At 35.2% G+C, this 14,580-nt stretch carries 14 protein-coding genes and 1 tRNA gene; 6 read left to right on the forward strand and 9 right to left on the reverse strand.

Annotated features, from left to right (window positions below; genetic code table 11):
• Nucleotides 1-24: 24 nt before the first annotated feature.
• The 3 genes from KYG33_RS16745 to KYG33_RS16755 all read right to left on the reverse strand — a co-directional run bounded on the left by KYG33_RS16745 (nucleotide 25) and on the right by KYG33_RS16755 (nucleotide 2,137).
• The gene (locus KYG33_RS16745) at nucleotides 25-345 is read right to left on the reverse strand and encodes a hypothetical protein (protein WP_047380487.1); all 321 of its coding nucleotides are present in this window, start codon (nucleotides 343-345) and stop codon (nucleotides 25-27) included.
• A 374-nt stretch (nucleotides 346-719) separates the two neighbouring features.
• Nucleotides 720-791: transfer RNA gene (locus KYG33_RS16750), tRNA-Glu, on the reverse strand.
• 59 nt (nucleotides 792-850) lie between these two features.
• A complete protein-coding gene (locus KYG33_RS16755; protein WP_175627180.1) occupies nucleotides 851-2,137 on the reverse strand; it encodes an N-acetylmuramoyl-L-alanine amidase in 1,287 nt (428 codons plus the stop codon).
• 53 nt (nucleotides 2,138-2,190) lie between these two features.
• Here KYG33_RS16755 and KYG33_RS16760 point away from each other — a divergent pair, with 53 nt between their 5' ends.
• From KYG33_RS16760 to KYG33_RS16770, 3 genes are all read left to right on the forward strand, one after another.
• Nucleotides 2,191-4,776, forward strand: a complete 2,586-nt coding sequence (locus KYG33_RS16760; RefSeq protein ID WP_077413561.1) for a putative LPS assembly protein LptD — start codon at nucleotides 2,191-2,193, stop codon at nucleotides 4,774-4,776.
• 133 nt (nucleotides 4,777-4,909) lie between these two features.
• Complete coding sequence (locus KYG33_RS16765; protein WP_034694591.1) at nucleotides 4,910-5,290, forward strand: RidA family protein; 381 nt, start codon at nucleotides 4,910-4,912, stop codon at nucleotides 5,288-5,290.
• Complete coding sequence (locus KYG33_RS16770) at nucleotides 5,290-5,745, forward strand: hypothetical protein (RefSeq protein ID WP_047376540.1); 456 nt, start codon at nucleotides 5,290-5,292, stop codon at nucleotides 5,743-5,745. The genes KYG33_RS16765 and KYG33_RS16770 overlap by 1 nt, the downstream gene beginning before the upstream one ends.
• A gap of 68 nt (nucleotides 5,746-5,813) precedes the next feature.
• Here the strand turns inward: KYG33_RS16770 and KYG33_RS16775 are convergent, their stop codons facing one another.
• Nucleotides 5,814-7,349 carry a trypsin-like peptidase domain-containing protein gene (locus KYG33_RS16775; RefSeq protein ID WP_180565036.1) on the reverse strand — a complete coding sequence of 512 codons (1,536 nt, stop codon included), beginning with the start codon at nucleotides 7,347-7,349 and terminating at the stop codon, nucleotides 5,814-5,816.
• A 363-nt stretch (nucleotides 7,350-7,712) separates the two neighbouring features.
• On the opposite strand from KYG33_RS16775, the gene KYG33_RS16780 reads away from it, so the two are divergent.
• Together KYG33_RS16780 and KYG33_RS16785 are read left to right on the forward strand one after the other, a co-directional pair.
• Nucleotides 7,713-9,074, forward strand: a complete 1,362-nt coding sequence (locus tag KYG33_RS16780) for a rhodanese-related sulfurtransferase (RefSeq protein ID WP_077413563.1) — start codon at nucleotides 7,713-7,715, stop codon at nucleotides 9,072-9,074.
• A 71-nt stretch (nucleotides 9,075-9,145) separates the two neighbouring features.
• Entirely contained in the window at nucleotides 9,146-9,721 is a 576-nt protein-coding gene (locus tag KYG33_RS16785) for a 5-formyltetrahydrofolate cyclo-ligase (RefSeq protein ID WP_219072104.1), read from the forward strand.
• Here KYG33_RS16785 and KYG33_RS16790 read toward each other — a convergent pair.
• Nucleotides 9,670-10,251: a hypothetical protein gene (locus tag KYG33_RS16790; RefSeq protein ID WP_219072105.1), complete on the reverse strand. Its 582-nt coding sequence runs from the start codon at nucleotides 10,249-10,251 to the stop codon at nucleotides 9,670-9,672. The genes KYG33_RS16785 and KYG33_RS16790 overlap by 52 nt on opposite strands.
• Nucleotides 10,235-11,416 (reverse strand): hypothetical protein, encoded by a 1,182-nt coding sequence (locus KYG33_RS16795; protein WP_077413566.1) that lies wholly within the window; start codon nucleotides 11,414-11,416, stop codon nucleotides 10,235-10,237. The genes KYG33_RS16790 and KYG33_RS16795 overlap by 17 nt, the downstream gene beginning before the upstream one ends.
• 183 nt (nucleotides 11,417-11,599) lie before the next feature.
• Here KYG33_RS16795 and KYG33_RS16800 point away from each other — a divergent pair, with 183 nt between their 5' ends.
• A complete protein-coding gene (locus KYG33_RS16800; RefSeq protein ID WP_047380511.1) occupies nucleotides 11,600-11,941 on the forward strand; it encodes a hypothetical protein in 342 nt (113 codons plus the stop codon).
• Nucleotides 11,942-12,069: 128 nt separating this feature from the next.
• Here the strand turns inward: KYG33_RS16800 and KYG33_RS16805 are convergent, their stop codons facing one another.
• The 3 genes from KYG33_RS16805 to KYG33_RS16815 form a co-directional block, all read right to left on the reverse strand.
• Nucleotides 12,070-12,837, reverse strand: a complete 768-nt coding sequence (locus KYG33_RS16805) for a TrmH family RNA methyltransferase (RefSeq protein WP_077413567.1) — start codon at nucleotides 12,835-12,837, stop codon at nucleotides 12,070-12,072.
• Between the two features lie 20 nt (nucleotides 12,838-12,857).
• Entirely contained in the window at nucleotides 12,858-13,649 is a 792-nt protein-coding gene (locus KYG33_RS16810; RefSeq protein WP_077413568.1) for a CPBP family intramembrane glutamic endopeptidase, read from the reverse strand.
• Between the two features lie 91 nt (nucleotides 13,650-13,740).
• Nucleotides 13,741-14,580: a LytTR family DNA-binding domain-containing protein gene (locus tag KYG33_RS16815; protein ID WP_180565038.1), complete on the reverse strand. Its 840-nt coding sequence runs from the start codon at nucleotides 14,578-14,580 to the stop codon at nucleotides 13,741-13,743.

Raw genomic sequence — 14,580 nt, forward strand, 5'->3', positions numbered from 1 at the left:
CTACCAAATTTATTTTCAAAAATTTTAATTTTCTTCTGAAAGGTACTTTCTTAGTTTATTTATTGCTTGTTCTATTTTTAAATTTTCTTGTTCTTTTTCTAATTTTTTGATCGTATTTCCCAGCATGATCAATGCATTGTTCCATTCTCCAGTGGTGTTGGTGAAAGTGAGTCCATCAATTGTTACTTCAAAAGCAACCCTCTCTCCAGTCCTGTAAAGTCTGAAACTGATTTTATCATCTCTGCCTGTAATCCCGTCTTCATTGATTTGTAAATCGTAACTTTTTGGGTTAGAGTGGATTTTCTTAAAAAGCAATTTCGCTTCTTGTATTTTTAAATCCGGCATGATATAAAATTTGGTAGCCTGTAGTGAACTACAAACAATGATTTATAAATAATATTTTTCATCAATGCGACCATATTTGTGCGACCAATTATGGTTAAATTTTTGCAAATATAATGCTTTTGTGACATATAACATAAATGGAATGAATTTTTACAGTAAAAGTAAAGACTCTATATTATAATGATATTAATTTTCAGGTTGTTAGAATATTGCAATTCCTAATAAATTTTGCCAGAACATTGTAAAAATCTGGAGAATATTAATTTTAAAAAGAGTTCTCATAAAATATTCAAGCTGGTTTTGAAAGTAAAATACAGTATAAAATAAGCCATAAAAAAACCTTTAACGGATCCGTTAAAGGTTTGTAAGTTTAGTAGCCTATAGGGGAATCGAACCCCTGTTGCAAGAATGAAAATCTTGAGTCCTGACCACTAGACGAATAGGCCAAATTTTGAGGTTGCAAAAGTAATCATTAACTTTTTAACTTCAAAATTATTTTTTTTAATTATTTATAGACTTTCTGTATCACCGTGTTTTTGATACCTTTAGCTTCAAGCTCCTTTTGAAGTTTTGCTGCATCTTCCAACGTGTATACTTTTCCATAAGTGTAATAAAAAACGCCATTGTCTTTCTCTCTTTCCACATCTTTCAGGTTCTGAAGAATGTAAGAATTTCCATTCAGTTTATCACCCGAATATACTTCTATGGTGTAGTATCCCATATTAATCCTTTGATTAGGCATAAATCCTACTGCAAAAGCATTTCTAAAACCTGCATCCTTGGCTGTTTTAAGATTAATATCTTTTACAGAGGCCATATTGGTTACAGCATAGTAATACTTGTACTGTCCGTTTTCTTTAAGAGTAAGAATATAGTTCAGGCCTTTCAGAGCCGGATCATTTTCATTGTATTTCGTAGGAGAACTCATGAGTAGAATTCTGAAATCATTTTTCAAAGGAACTTCTGCAGGTTTTTCAGGCTCTGGTTTTCTGACTGCAATAGAACCTCCCGATTTTCTGTCAACTGCTTTTTTATAATCAATAATAGCATTGTAAATACTTTCTGCAATTTCAGTCTGCCCCTTATCCGAAGCAATATAATGGCTTTCCTCAGGATGGTTGATGAAGCCTGTTTCTATCAGTACAGATGGCATGGCATTCATACGGAGAACGTGAAGGTTCTTTTGGAAAACACCTCTTGAGGAACGCTTGTCTTTATTTACAAAGTTATCCTCTACCAATCCTCCCAAAAGAAGACTGGACTCCAGATATTTGTTCTGCTGAAGTTTTAAGGCAATTAATGACTCCGGAGAGTCAGGATTATAAGATCCGAAGGTCTGCTTATCTTTTTCATCCAGGAAGATCACGTCATTTTCCCTTTTGGCTACCTCAAGATTTTCGTTATTCTGGTTAGGTCCCTGTACATATGTTTCTGTACCATAAGCTGTAGGTCTTTGGGAGGAATTACAGTGGATAGATACAAAAAGATCTGCTTTGCTCCTGTTGGCCAGATTGGTTCTGTCAGATAGAGAAGGATACTCGTCAATTTTACGGGTATATATAACTTTGAAATCTCTGTTTTTCTCTAACATTGAGCCTACTTTTAACGTAATGGCAAGTGTAATGTCTTTTTCAGCGACTCTTCCAATATCGGAATAGGTCCTGTTGGCCCCATGATCACTTCCTCCGTGTCCCGCATCCAGAACGATAGTAAACTTCTTCTGAGAGAAAATAAAGTTGCTGGTCAGGATAAGGAGAAATGATAAAATTATTTTAAAATTTTGTTTGTGCATCTTACAGTTATAAAAATTATATTAATTTTGGGCCTTAATTATATATAATAAAATTGGCCAAAACCGTCCTCAAAAATATATTACAAATTTTAATTATCCTAATTTTTAACAATTTTTTAGCACAGAAAACTCCTGAAAAATTGCCTAAAAATGCGGTTAATGATACTATTTCCAAAAAGGATACCATAGTTGTAAAAAAAGAAACTTTGGATGATGTTCTTCGCACAAAAGCTGATGATCAGAGAAGAGATGTCCCTAAGAAGATGACTTTTCTGAACAAAAATGCGCAGGTGAAGTATCAGGATATGCAGATTGATGCAGACTATATTTCCATAGATGATAATAAAAATCTGATCTACGCCAGAGGAAAACAAGATTCTTTAGGAAAAATTATTGAACCTGTAATTACAACACAGGCCGGGAAAAAATACGAAACCAACGAATTCAGCTATAACACAAAAACCAAACAGGCAATTGCTTTCAATGCAAGAACAGAAGAAAGTGAAGGGGTAATTATAGCGCAGAAGACCAAAAAATATAACGACTCCGTATTCGCGATGAGAAAAGCGGATTATACCACGGATGATTATTTCATTAAGAAAAAAGATACCGCCGCGGATTATTTTATGAGAGCTTACAATATTAAGCTGATTAAAACCAAAACCAAATCCCAGATCGTTACCGGGCCTATCCAGATGTTTATTGAGCAGGTTCCTACACCTCTTTACCTTCCTTTTGCTATTTTACCGTTTTCAGATAAAAGGGCAGCAGGTATCCTGATTCCGAGTTTCGGGGAAAGGGAAGATGTAGGGTTTTTCCTTAACGGAATAGGGTATTACCAGCCAATTGGGGAACACTTTGACGTGAAGATTCTTGCTGATATTTATACCAAAGGAAGCTGGAATTTACGGCCTCAGGTAAATTATCAGAAGAAGTACCGTTATTCCGGAAACTTTACAGCGGATGTTGGAACCATGGTAAGAGGTATTAAAGGTTTAGATGATTATACAAAGAACAGTACTTATAGAATAAACTGGACGCACTCCCAGGATTCTAAAGCCAATCCTTTTCTTACATTCAGTGCTTCTGTGGATATCGTAAGTACAAAGTTTTATAATAATCCTCTTAACAACAACTATATTTTCAACCAGAATGTATTGAATACCCAGCAGAACTCTACGGTAACCCTTACCAAAAGATTTCTGAAACTTCCGGCAACAATTACAGGAACGGCTTCTTATTCACAAAACTTTGCAACGGGATTGGCAGACCTTCGTCTTCCACAGATGAACGTAGCGATTAACCAGTTTTATCTGTTTAAATCAAGAACGGGAATAAGACAGGGACTTCTTGAAAATATTACAGTGAATACAGGTTTCAACCTTACCAATTTCGTTAATACTCAGGAGAACGAACTGTTTAAAAAAGAAATGTGGGACAAAATGCAGACAGGTCTTAAAAACAATATTGCATTGGCTACCAATACCACAGTGGCAAAATATTTCACTTTCAGTTTAAGTGCGAATATCGACAATGCATTGACTACAAAAACATTGAACAGATTCTATGATCCGGTAAAGAATGTAACAGTAGATGAGATCAATAAGAACTTTACAGGATATTCTACATTCTCTACTTCTGCCAGTCTTCAGACCACCCTTTTCGGGATGATGAAATTTAAAAAAGGGTCTGCAGTAGAAGCAGTAAGACATATGATGACTCCAAGTGTAAGCTTCACCTATTCTCCGGATTTTTCAAGTCCTAATTTCGGATATTATAAAAATTATTACAATGCAACCGGAGCGTTGACTCCTTATTCTATTTTCGAAAAAGGGATCATAGGAAGCCCGTCAAGTGGAATGCAGGGTGCTTTAGGTTTCAATATCGGTAACAATATCGAGATGAAAGTAAAGTCTAAGAGTGATTCCACAGGAGTGAAAAAAATCAAGATATTTGAATCTTTAAACCTTTCAGGAAGCTATAATTTCGCTGCTAATGACCACCCTTGGTCTGTATTCTCAATCAACGGACAGTCTTCATTCTTCAATAATAAACTTACGGTAAATACCAGTCTTGCGCTGGAGCCTTATAAAATAGATTTCTCTTCTGGTCAGGATTCAGGGGTAAGAACAGAACAGTTCGGGCACTTCAGTGTACAGGGATTCAATGTTCAGTTATCTTATCCTTTAAGCAGTGAGATTTTTGGAGAGAAAACAGATTATGCTAAAAAATATTCTTCAAAAGGAGAGATCCGAAATGAAAATTATTATTTTGATGATGATCATTACGCCCATTTTGATCAGGCATGGACTTTAAACATCAGTGCTAATTATGCCTACTCAAAAGGACTGAGCAGATTTGCCAACAAAATTGCGTCCATAGGATTAGACGGGAGCCTTAAGTTGACTCCTTTCTGGAATATTACAGGAAGTACGCATTATGATATGGTAACAAAAGAATTGGCGTATACAAGAATTGGTTTCTCAAGAGATCAGCGAAGTTTTACCATCAATTTCAACTGGGTGCCTTTCGGACAGTATAAAGTGTATGACTTCTTTATTGGTATAAAAGCCAATATCTTAAGTGACGCACTGAAGTACAAAGACAGAAGCTTTACCCAGCCTAATGCACCTTTCTAATATCAGATTGGCATTTGAGAATATAAATTTTATATTTGCAATCAAAATAAACTCTAATGAAATCACTGCTGACAGGATTTTCTTACTGGCAAAAGTGATGGCATATGACCTTAGAAAAAAATAAATATCCGCTATGAAACAAATAATCAACACAGTTAATGCACCTGCAGCTATCGGTCCTTATTCACAAGCTAATATGGCAAACGGAGTTTTGTATATCTCCGGACAGATTCCTGTAGATCCTGCAACTGGTAAATTGGTAGAAGGAATTGAAAAAGAAACACACCAGGTAATGAAAAACCTTGAGGCAATTCTTACTGAAGCCGGAATGACTTTCAAAAACGTTGTAAAAGCTACCATCTTCCTTAAGAGCATGGATGATTTTGCTGTAATGAATGATATCTATGCTTCTTACTTAGATTCAGAAAGCTATCCTGCCCGTGAAACAGTACAGGTTTCTTGCCTGCCTAAAAATGTGGATATCGAAATTTCTATGATCGCACATCAGGATTAATGAATTTTATAAGAAATACAATTGCGGTTCTGGTAGGTCTTGGCATTGCAGGGCTTATTATTACTCTTGGTATAAGGGTTTTTCCGCAATGGGTTACTTTTGAGGCTTTTGCTCCGTTTGAGCACTGGCAGAGGTTTCTTTTCAGTATGAAAGATGATCAGGCGTTTTTTGGCTTCCTGTTGTTTATTTCCGGATTGGGAACTACTATTGGGGGCGTTGCAACAGCCATCATCGTTAAATATGCTAAAGTAGCTTATGCTATTCTGATTGGTTTTATTATGCTCTTTATTGCTATGCTGGATGTGATTATATTTCCTTACCATCCTACATTTTATAAGATCTCTATTTTCCTTACTTTTTTTCCGTTTTCCTGGATTGGAGGTAAGATTGTAGAAGTTATTTATGAGCGGAACAAGCAGAAAAGAATTGCTGAAAAAATGAATAAGCCTAAATAAATAATAAAAAACGCTGCAGATCTCTGCAGCGTTTTTTGTTGATATGAAAAACTAATTTTGTCTTCTGATTAAGGCATTTTGAATCCTCTCTGGTAATTTCTTCCGTAGTCGTCCATATATTTTATTTGTATAGTTCCTGTGAACTTATTCAATAAACTTTCCACATCTTTCTGTGAATTTACAGGTTTACCATTGATTTCTGTAATGATATAACCGTCTACAATTCCTGCTTTGGCCATTTCGCTTCCTTCTAAAACGTTTTTAGCAATCACTCCGCTAGTTAAGCCGTAATATGCTTTCGTTCTTTCGTCAATGCTTTGGAATTCAGCTCCGATTTTTTCAGTTACGCTAAGATCTGCTTTTGTTCTCGTGGAAGTACCTCCTTTCTGGTCTCTAAGCGTTACAGTAGCCGTACCGTCTTTACCATTTCTGGAATAGGTTACCTGAACTTTATCACCAGGACGCTTGCTTCCGATTGACATTGAAAGATCAGCAAAGTCTGTGATATCGTAGTTGTCTACTTTGGTAATAATATCTCCTTTTTTCAATCCTGCATCTTCAGCACCACTATTGTCACCAAATCCTGTAATATAAATTCCTGAACCTACTTTCAGACTCGTTTTAAACTGTTTGTTGTATGAAGTTACCAATTGGTCATTGGAAAGGTCCAGAGACTGAACGCCCAGGAATCCTCTCTGTACAATTCCGAATTTCTTGATATCCTCAACAATTTTTCTGGCTAAGTTAGAAGGAACAGCAAATCCGTATCCCTGATAATATCCTGTAGTAGACTGGATCGCAGAGTTGATTCCGATAAGCTCCCCGTTAGTATTCACCAAAGCTCCTCCTGAGTTACCCGGGTTGATTGCAGCATCCGTTTGAATGAAACTCTCAATAGGATTAGTTGCTTTTCCCTGGCCTCCTAAAATTCCGATACCTCTTCCTTTTGCAGAAACAATACCTGCTGTTACCGTAGAATTTAATCCAAGTGGATTTCCTACTGCAAGTACCCATTGTCCTACGTCAATATTATCAGAATTTGCAAAATTTAAGTAAGGAAGACCTTTTTCTTCAATCTTTAGTAGTGAGATATCCGTATTTGGGTCAGTTCCTACCAGAGTTGCGATATATGATTTTTTATTGCTTAATACTACTTCCAGCTTATTGGCACCTGCTACCACGTGATTATTGGAGATGATGTACCCATCCGGAGAGATGATGACACCTGAACCCATTCCTGATGGCATATTGTCCGGGGTCTGTTGCTGCTTCTGTCTCTGCTGGCCCTGGCCTCTTCCCCCGAAAGGGTCTCCGAAGAAAAAGTCGAACAAGTCTTGTTCTGAAGCTCTGCTTGCTGTTCTGCTTTGGTAATTTTTGATGGTAACTACAGCCGGAACGGTTGTTTTGGCTGCCTTTACAAAATCGTCACCTACTGCCCCCGTATTCATTCCTGCGAATGAGGTGTTAGGTGCTGACGTTGTGAAGTAAGATTGATCTCCATTGTTGGAGCTGTGTCCTAAATATTGTATGGCTCCAACGGTAGTAGCTCCGGAAATAACTCCTACTACTGCAAATGGTAATAGTTTTTTTAAAGTACTCTTCATTGTATATCTTTCTTGTTTATTAATTAATTTCTATTTTATGTTTTTGAGTAAACAAATTTAATGTTAAATAAGTAAGCAATTAGTATGCTATGTTTCAATTTTAACTAAAATTTAACGGCTATTATGTCATTTTATGTCTTATGTCATAATTGTTAATGTCAAGGTTAACAAAACTTAAAAAAATATTAAAGAAAAAATGTCAGTTTGTAGGGTGTAAAATACATTCTGTTTTCCATTATTTATTACTAATTATTCAATGCTGGCCGCTCATTATTCATTACCTGTGATTTGTGTCATAAAGATACTTAATTCAAAAATGATTATCTTTGCAAAAATTTTATTCTCACTTAAAACGTTTATAGCATGCAACTGTATAACACCTTAAGCGCAGAAGAAAGAGCTCAACTTATTGATGAAGCCGGTAAAGACCGTCTTACTTTGTCTTTCTATGCGTATGCCAAAATTGAAGATCCCAAAAAATTTCGCGACGAATTATTTATAGCCTGGAATGCCCTTGATGCACTTGGCCGTATTTATGTAGCAAAAGAAGGAATTAATGCTCAGATGAGTGTTCCTGCAGATCAGTTTGAGGCTTTTCGAAATACGCTTGAAGTTTATGATTTTATGAAAGGAATCCGTTTAAACGTCGCTGTTGATCAGGATAACTATTCTTTTTTAAAATTGACAATTAAGGTTAGAAATAAAATTGTTGCTGACGGTTTGAACGACGAAACTTTTGATGTTACCAATAAAGGAATTCACTTAAAAGCACAGGAGTTCAATAATTTACTTGAAGATCCTAATACAATCGTTGTAGACTTCAGAAATCACTATGAAAGTGAAGTAGGACACTTTGAAGGAGCTATTACTCCGGATGTGGAAAACTTCAGAGAAAGCTTACCGATTATCAATGAACAGTTACAGGATTTTAAAGAAGATAAAAACCTTTTGATGTACTGTACCGGAGGTATCCGTTGCGAAAAAGCCAGTGCTTACTTCAAACATCAGGGCTTTAAAAATGTCTACCAATTGGAAGGAGGAATCATTGAGTATACCCGCCAGATTAAAGAAGAAGGAATAGAGAGTAAATTTATAGGTAAAAACTTTGTATTTGACCACCGTTTAGGGGAAAGAATTACAGATGATATTATTTCACAGTGCCACCAGTGTGGAAAACCTTGTGATAACCATACCAACTGTGCTAATGATGCATGCCACCTTCTTTTTATCCAGTGTGATGAGTGTAAAGCAATAATGGAGAACTGCTGTTCTACAGAATGTCTGGATACTATACATCTGTCTTGGGACGAACAGGTGAAGCTAAGAAAAGGATTACAGGTTGGAAATAAAGTATTCAGAAAAGGGAAGTCTGATGCCTTGAAATTTAAAAATTCAGGTGATTTATCTGATAAACCTTTAGCAAAAGCAGAAACAAAGAATATACGCCAAAAAATTGCGGTTAAAAAAGAACTGATTGGAAAGGCAGAGCATTATTTCTCAAAATCAAAAATTGCACAGTTCTTAATTGAACATAAAGATTTGTCAGTTGGAGATAAAGTATTAATTTCAGGTCCAACAACTGGAGAACAGGAAATTACTATTACTGAAATTTATGCAAATGGAGGTCCTTGTGAAATAGCAAAAATTGGAGATCAGATCACTTTCGAACTTCCATTCAGAGTTCGTTTATCTGATAAACTGTACAGAATTGTGCAAAACGCATAGTCAGGAATAAACGATAAAGCTGTGAAAGCTTGTCCGGTAAAAATTATTTCAGTTCTAAAAACTTAATAATTATGCTAAAAGCTGAGCTTAGAAAAAAATATACCCAAAAAAGAAAAGCCTTGTCTCCTGATGAGGTTTTCTTGTTATCTGAAAAGATTTTTGAAAATTTTATTGATCACTTCAATCCTCAGGAAGGGGAAAAAGTACATGTTTTCATCCCAATTCCTGCAAGAAAAGAAATTGATACCCAAATCTTCATTCAGTATTTTTTGGCGAAGAATATACGTGTTTATGTTCCTAAAATTGTGGGTGATAGGCTTATTAGTATTGAAATCTTTGAAAATACTGTTTTTGAAACCAACAGCTGGGGTATTTCGGAGCCTGTTTCCAATGAAGATTCAGGTGAAAATAATTTTCAATATGTGATTACACCATTGCTGTACTGTGACAAAAATGGAAATAGAGTAGGATATGGGAAAGGTTTTTATGATGGATTATTCCAGCATATATCAGCATATACAAAAAAAATCGGAGTCAATTATTTTGACCCCGATGAATATGTGGATGATGTCTGGGAAAATGATCTTCCTGTAGACTATTTAGTTACTCCTACTGAAGTACTGTCTTTCTTAATCGGTGGGGAATAGAAATCTAAAAAGTAGAATTTAAACTCCTTTTTGAGCTTGGAAGTAGACAGCAGTATATATTGTGCATTTTTTTCAAAGCTTCCCAGAGATCTGTTTTTATTATCAAAATATTCCACATTAAACTTGGCATAGTCCAGTGTGTCTTTTTTATAGAATTCTTTATAAACATTCAGGTTGCTCACCTTTGCTGTTTTTACTTTCATGCTATCCAGTTCTTTCAGTAATCTTTTAAATGTCAAAGAATCCGGTTTATGGAAATAACTTTCCATTTGTGAATAAATAACGGTATCTATTTCTGTATTTCTGTTTCCGGACAGATAAAGAGTAGAAAGGTCAAAAAGTTCCTGAACTTTCTGTTTGGTAATAGAATTGATCGCCTGCATGCTGTCCATCTGTACTGCAGGATAACTCTTTTCATTGTTGCTGTTTCGTAGCTTATCGAGGTCGCTTACCTCTGAGGTTTTATTATTACAAGCAATAAATAATGTCAGAAGTACGGTGAAAATTAAAAAATTACTTATTCTTTTCATTTGTGGTAGCAATTTTAAATTTGATGGATACAATTTTACCTTTGTTATCCTTTTTCATTTCTATTACATTCAGATTTTTCAGTGAAGTTGTAGGAGTAGTGACCAGAGTGATGTATTTCTGTTTATCCAGTCTTTCTATTCCATAGGTGTCATTGTCATATACCTGATAAATTACAGCATTGCTGCTGATCAGGTTTTCCAGCTGATTTCTTTTCTGCTTGATAAGGGCAACCTGTTCATCCGGATTTCCTCCTTTGATGTCTTTTATCGAGAAATAGTACACGGCCATCTTGTAATCGTCCGGCTTTAGTTCTATTTTTTCCTCTTCAGGTGCATTCTCAAGGTTTCTGTTGACTTCCAGAGGCTCGTAGAAAGGAGCGCTGATACGCATTTTTAAATTTTTATCCTTAGTAGAATAATAAAAACACTCACCAGGTTTTATTTTATACATCAATGGAGATTCGTTTTCCTTCACCACCATTATTTCTAAAGTGTTGATTACAGAAACTCCTCTATCTTTATCGATAAAACAATATTTATAAGTTTTCGAAAAAAGAACATCTTTAAATCCCAAAAGACCGGTGATCGTAATTAAAACGGAAGTAACGAATGCCCAGGCGTTCTTTTTGAAGAAATTTTTCTTAGGTGGAACGGATGAAATTTCAATTTTCTGAGCGGTATTGTTATTTTGGTTAACTTGCTGGTTATCAGTATTTGATTTTTGTAAATCAATGTTTTCTTGGGTGGTGTTTTCGGTTTTTCTAGGCTGAAATTCAGTTTTTGGAATATCAGGAGCTGTAGAAACTGTTTTTTCAAGTTCACTAAGATCTTCTTCTTCAGAATTTTCATTTTCCTGTAGCAATTCACCCGCAAAAAGATGCAGCTTTTTGAACTCATACCAAGAGTCGTAACCTGCATAAATACTCAATAAATTGAGCATGTCTATCCTTGGTAATTTAGTAACCGGTGAACTTTTGAAATAGGTGTAAAATGACTTTTCACTGATGTTCCCTTTCGCTTTTTTACGCAGGTCTTCCTGAAAATATATAATATCAATACCCTTCCACTTGGATATATCATCCTGCGAAGGGGTATGTTCTTTTAAGTATTGACCCTGAACATCCTTTTTTAGCTGCTCAAAGTGTAATAGATCTAAATCTGTCAATTTTTCAAAAAATAATTAAATTGTTGATTATCAGCTATGTTTTTTTGTAAAACTATTTTACAAAGGTATTACAATTATTTTTCATAAACAAATTTTCTAACTGCTATACCTTTGTCTTGTTCAAATAACAGAACAGAAGAAAATTTTATAAAACAATATTAACAAAATTAAATTTAATTTATTATGAAAAAGTCATTATTCGTAGCTGCTATCGCTGCAATCTCTCTAGTTGCTTGTAAAAAAACTGAAGCTACTTCTACTGAAGGAACAACTGATTCTGCTGCTGCTACTGTAGCTGATTCTGCTGCTGTAGTTTCTGACTCTGCTGCTAAAGTTGTTGATTCTGCTGCAACTACTGCTGTAGAAGCTACTAAAGATGCTGCTGCTGCTACAACTGCTGCTGGTGCTGAAGTTGCTAAAGATGCTGCTAAAGGAGCTGGAGAAGCTGCTAAAGGAGCTGCTGATGCTGCTAAAGGAGCTGCTGACGCTGCTAAAGATGCTGCAAAAGACGCTGCTAAGAAATAATTCTAGCATACGCTTAACAATAAAAGAACCGTTTCACTCAGTGAGACGGTTTTTTTATGCTTAGTCTTTGCCGAGCCCAAGGCGAAGCAACCTCATTGAAAATAAAGCCCAGCTTTATCAGACGGTATTTATCCTTTCTTTTGTTTTAAAGATTCATAGCAGGTAATAGCTACTGCATTACTCAGATTTAAAGAATCAATACTTCCGGCCATAGGAATCAGTGTGTTTTTTCCTTTTCCAATCCAGAAATCACTCAATCCGGAATGTTCAGTACCGAATAATACGGCAGAACGCTGTCTGAAATCTCTCTTATAAAGGTCTTCAGCACTTTCATCCATAAGGGTAGTGTAAATATTGAAGCTGTTTTTTTGCAGAAATTCCAATGTTTCTTCATTTTCAGCCTGATATACTTCCATTCCAAAAAGACAGCCCACACTGGATCTGATCACATTAGGATTGTAGAAATCAGTTTTCCCGTCAGCAACAATCAGTGCATCTACTCCAAACGCTTCACAACTTCTTAAAATAGCGCCAAGGTTTCCTGGTTTTTCTACTCCTTCAACAATAATTACCGTAGAATTTTCTTTAGGAACAAATGATGAAAGAGGAGTTTCCTTTGCGTGGTAGATCCCGATAATTCCTTCAGAACTTCCTCTGTAAGCTATTTTTTCATATAATTTTTCACTTACATGATGGATTTTTCCCTCTGGAAGGCTTCCTTTAAAGATATTTTCACAGATAAAGAATTCCAGTGGTTCAAAATGATACTGCATAGCTCTTTCATTTTCCTGCTGGCCCTCTACTACAAAAACTTTTGATTTTTTACGAAACCTGTTGTCAGTAAGGAGCTTAGTGACATTTTTTATTTTTTCGTTTTGAAAACTTTCTATCAACATTCCGCAAAATTATGCAAAATTTATGATTGAACTTCTCTGGTTTTGATAAAAAGGTTTTTCCACGTGATCTCAAAGGGGAGTTTATTTTTTCTTTTTGCATAAATAACAATGACCGTTATAGCAACAATAGAAACTAATTTATATAGATTTCCATAAAAATTACCGGAAACATTTTCCGAAACAGTAAAGATTTCCCAGTACAGATTCATCAGGAAATGCAGAAATATAGCTGTCCATAGATTATATTCAGATTCAAAATACACCCAGGCAAAGAATAAAGATCCAAGAAATGTAATCGCGAATATTTCCATAAGTTCTGTTATATTCTGGCTCTGGTATAAATGTACCTGTGCAAACAGTAAAGATCCGAATAAGGCTGATGATAAAAAACCAAGTCTGGTAAACCGGTATATTGTGCCTATAAGAAAAGCCCGGAAGATGATTTCTTCAAAAAATGCTGAAGATAATGTATTGATAAACAGGGTTTCAAAATATATTTTATTAACTGCTTTAAAGTGAATCATATATCCAATAAGCATGGGGAGAGTTCCTGTAAAAGCTAATGTAAATCCTTTGAAAATGGGTTTGTTTAAAGAAAGAAGATCCAAAATATTTCTTTTGGGTAACAGAATTTTTAAAGTGATGATCAAAGGAATTAAAGTTATCAGATAAGCGGTTACATGTGCTACGGCTTTGCTGTGGCTTAGGTTTTTTGAAAATGTCTGAATGCTTTTAAAAAAGAAAGCATCAAAGAAATAATAGGCTGTAAATCCCAGAATAAAGATTAAAAAGAAGCGGATATTCTTACTCATGTTAGTTAAATTTTGAGCAAAAATGTGGTTTTAAATCTATGCTTTCAAGCTAATGTGATGAATAGCAAAGAATAGTGACGAATGACAAGATTTATGGATTCTGCTGCTGTAGTTGAGGAATAATTGAAGGAATAAAACTTCTTGAAACCGGGATTTCAAAATCAATTTCCGGGAGAATTAATTTATATCCCTGAGCATTTCCTTTAAGATTTTTGACCTTTGTAAGATTGACAATATAAGAACGGTGGCATTTTTTGACAGAACCGTTTTCGATTTGTTGTAGAGCACTGGATAAACTGATTCTGACCAACACTTTTTTTAAAATATTATTCTCTAAAAAGTAAAACGTACAATAGTTTTCCATTGACTGAACGCATAGGAAATTGCTTTCGCTGATGATAAGTTCTGAATTCTGTGCGGATATTTTCAATAGATTTTGCTGTAATTCCGGAATAGAAACCGGAAGGTGTTGAGAAATATTCCGGGCTGTATTTTCGTGAAGATTCTTTAAATAGATATATCGCGATAAAATATATATGATAGAAATTGGAATGCCAACGGCCAGAGAATAAAGGAACATATAAAAATAATTGCCCAAATCAAGTTTTACATGACTCAGAAATAATGAATTGTAAAAGTAGGATAGAATTGATCCAACGAATAGAATGAAAATTATTTTTAAAAGCTCTGCACCCATATTCCAGTTGCTAAAACGGGAAGTCATAAGATTGGCAATAAAAAATGCTGTTCCAAAAATAATGCAATAGGGGAAAAGTAGTAAAAACTTGTAGGGATGCAGAAAGTTTTCTGTACCAAAAGGCTGAAAAATAATCAGAAACAGGTATACAGAAACTCCTGCTCCCAAAGAAGAAACGAAAATTTCTTTGAAGGATTCGGATTTTGGGTAAGGATATGATGCAAACGAAAACAT

The sequence above is a fragment of the Chryseobacterium sp. D764 genome (genome assembly GCF_019317325.1).
GTDB lineage: Bacteria > Bacteroidota > Bacteroidia > Flavobacteriales > Weeksellaceae > Chryseobacterium.

Excerpts from the sequence above, each read along its gene's own strand:
- KYG33_RS16780 (WP_077413563.1), top strand. The coding sequence starts at position 7,713 with ATGCAACTGTATAACACCTTAAGCGCAGAAGAAAGAGCTCAACTTATT.
- KYG33_RS16765 (WP_034694591.1), top strand. The coding sequence starts at position 4,910 with ATGAAACAAATAATCAACACAGTTAATGCACCTGCAGCTATCGGTCCT.
- KYG33_RS16815 (WP_180565038.1), bottom strand. The coding sequence starts at position 14,580 with ATGTTTTCGTTTGCATCATATCCTTACCCAAAATCCGAATCCTTCAAA.
- KYG33_RS16770 (WP_047376540.1), top strand. The coding sequence starts at position 5,290 with ATGAATTTTATAAGAAATACAATTGCGGTTCTGGTAGGTCTTGGCATT.
- KYG33_RS16810 (WP_077413568.1), bottom strand. The coding sequence starts at position 13,649 with ATGAGTAAGAATATCCGCTTCTTTTTAATCTTTATTCTGGGATTTACA.
- KYG33_RS16775 (WP_180565036.1), bottom strand. The coding sequence starts at position 7,349 with ATGAAGAGTACTTTAAAAAAACTATTACCATTTGCAGTAGTAGGAGTT.
- KYG33_RS16800 (WP_047380511.1), top strand. The coding sequence starts at position 11,600 with ATGAAAAAGTCATTATTCGTAGCTGCTATCGCTGCAATCTCTCTAGTT.
- KYG33_RS16755 (WP_175627180.1), bottom strand. The coding sequence starts at position 2,137 with ATGCACAAACAAAATTTTAAAATAATTTTATCATTTCTCCTTATCCTG.
- KYG33_RS16745 (WP_047380487.1), bottom strand. The coding sequence starts at position 345 with ATGCCGGATTTAAAAATACAAGAAGCGAAATTGCTTTTTAAGAAAATC.
- KYG33_RS16805 (WP_077413567.1), bottom strand. The coding sequence starts at position 12,837 with ATGTTGATAGAAAGTTTTCAAAACGAAAAAATAAAAAATGTCACTAAG.
- KYG33_RS16790 (WP_219072105.1), bottom strand. The coding sequence starts at position 10,251 with ATGAAAAGAATAAGTAATTTTTTAATTTTCACCGTACTTCTGACATTA.
- KYG33_RS16785 (WP_219072104.1), top strand. The coding sequence starts at position 9,146 with ATGCTAAAAGCTGAGCTTAGAAAAAAATATACCCAAAAAAGAAAAGCC.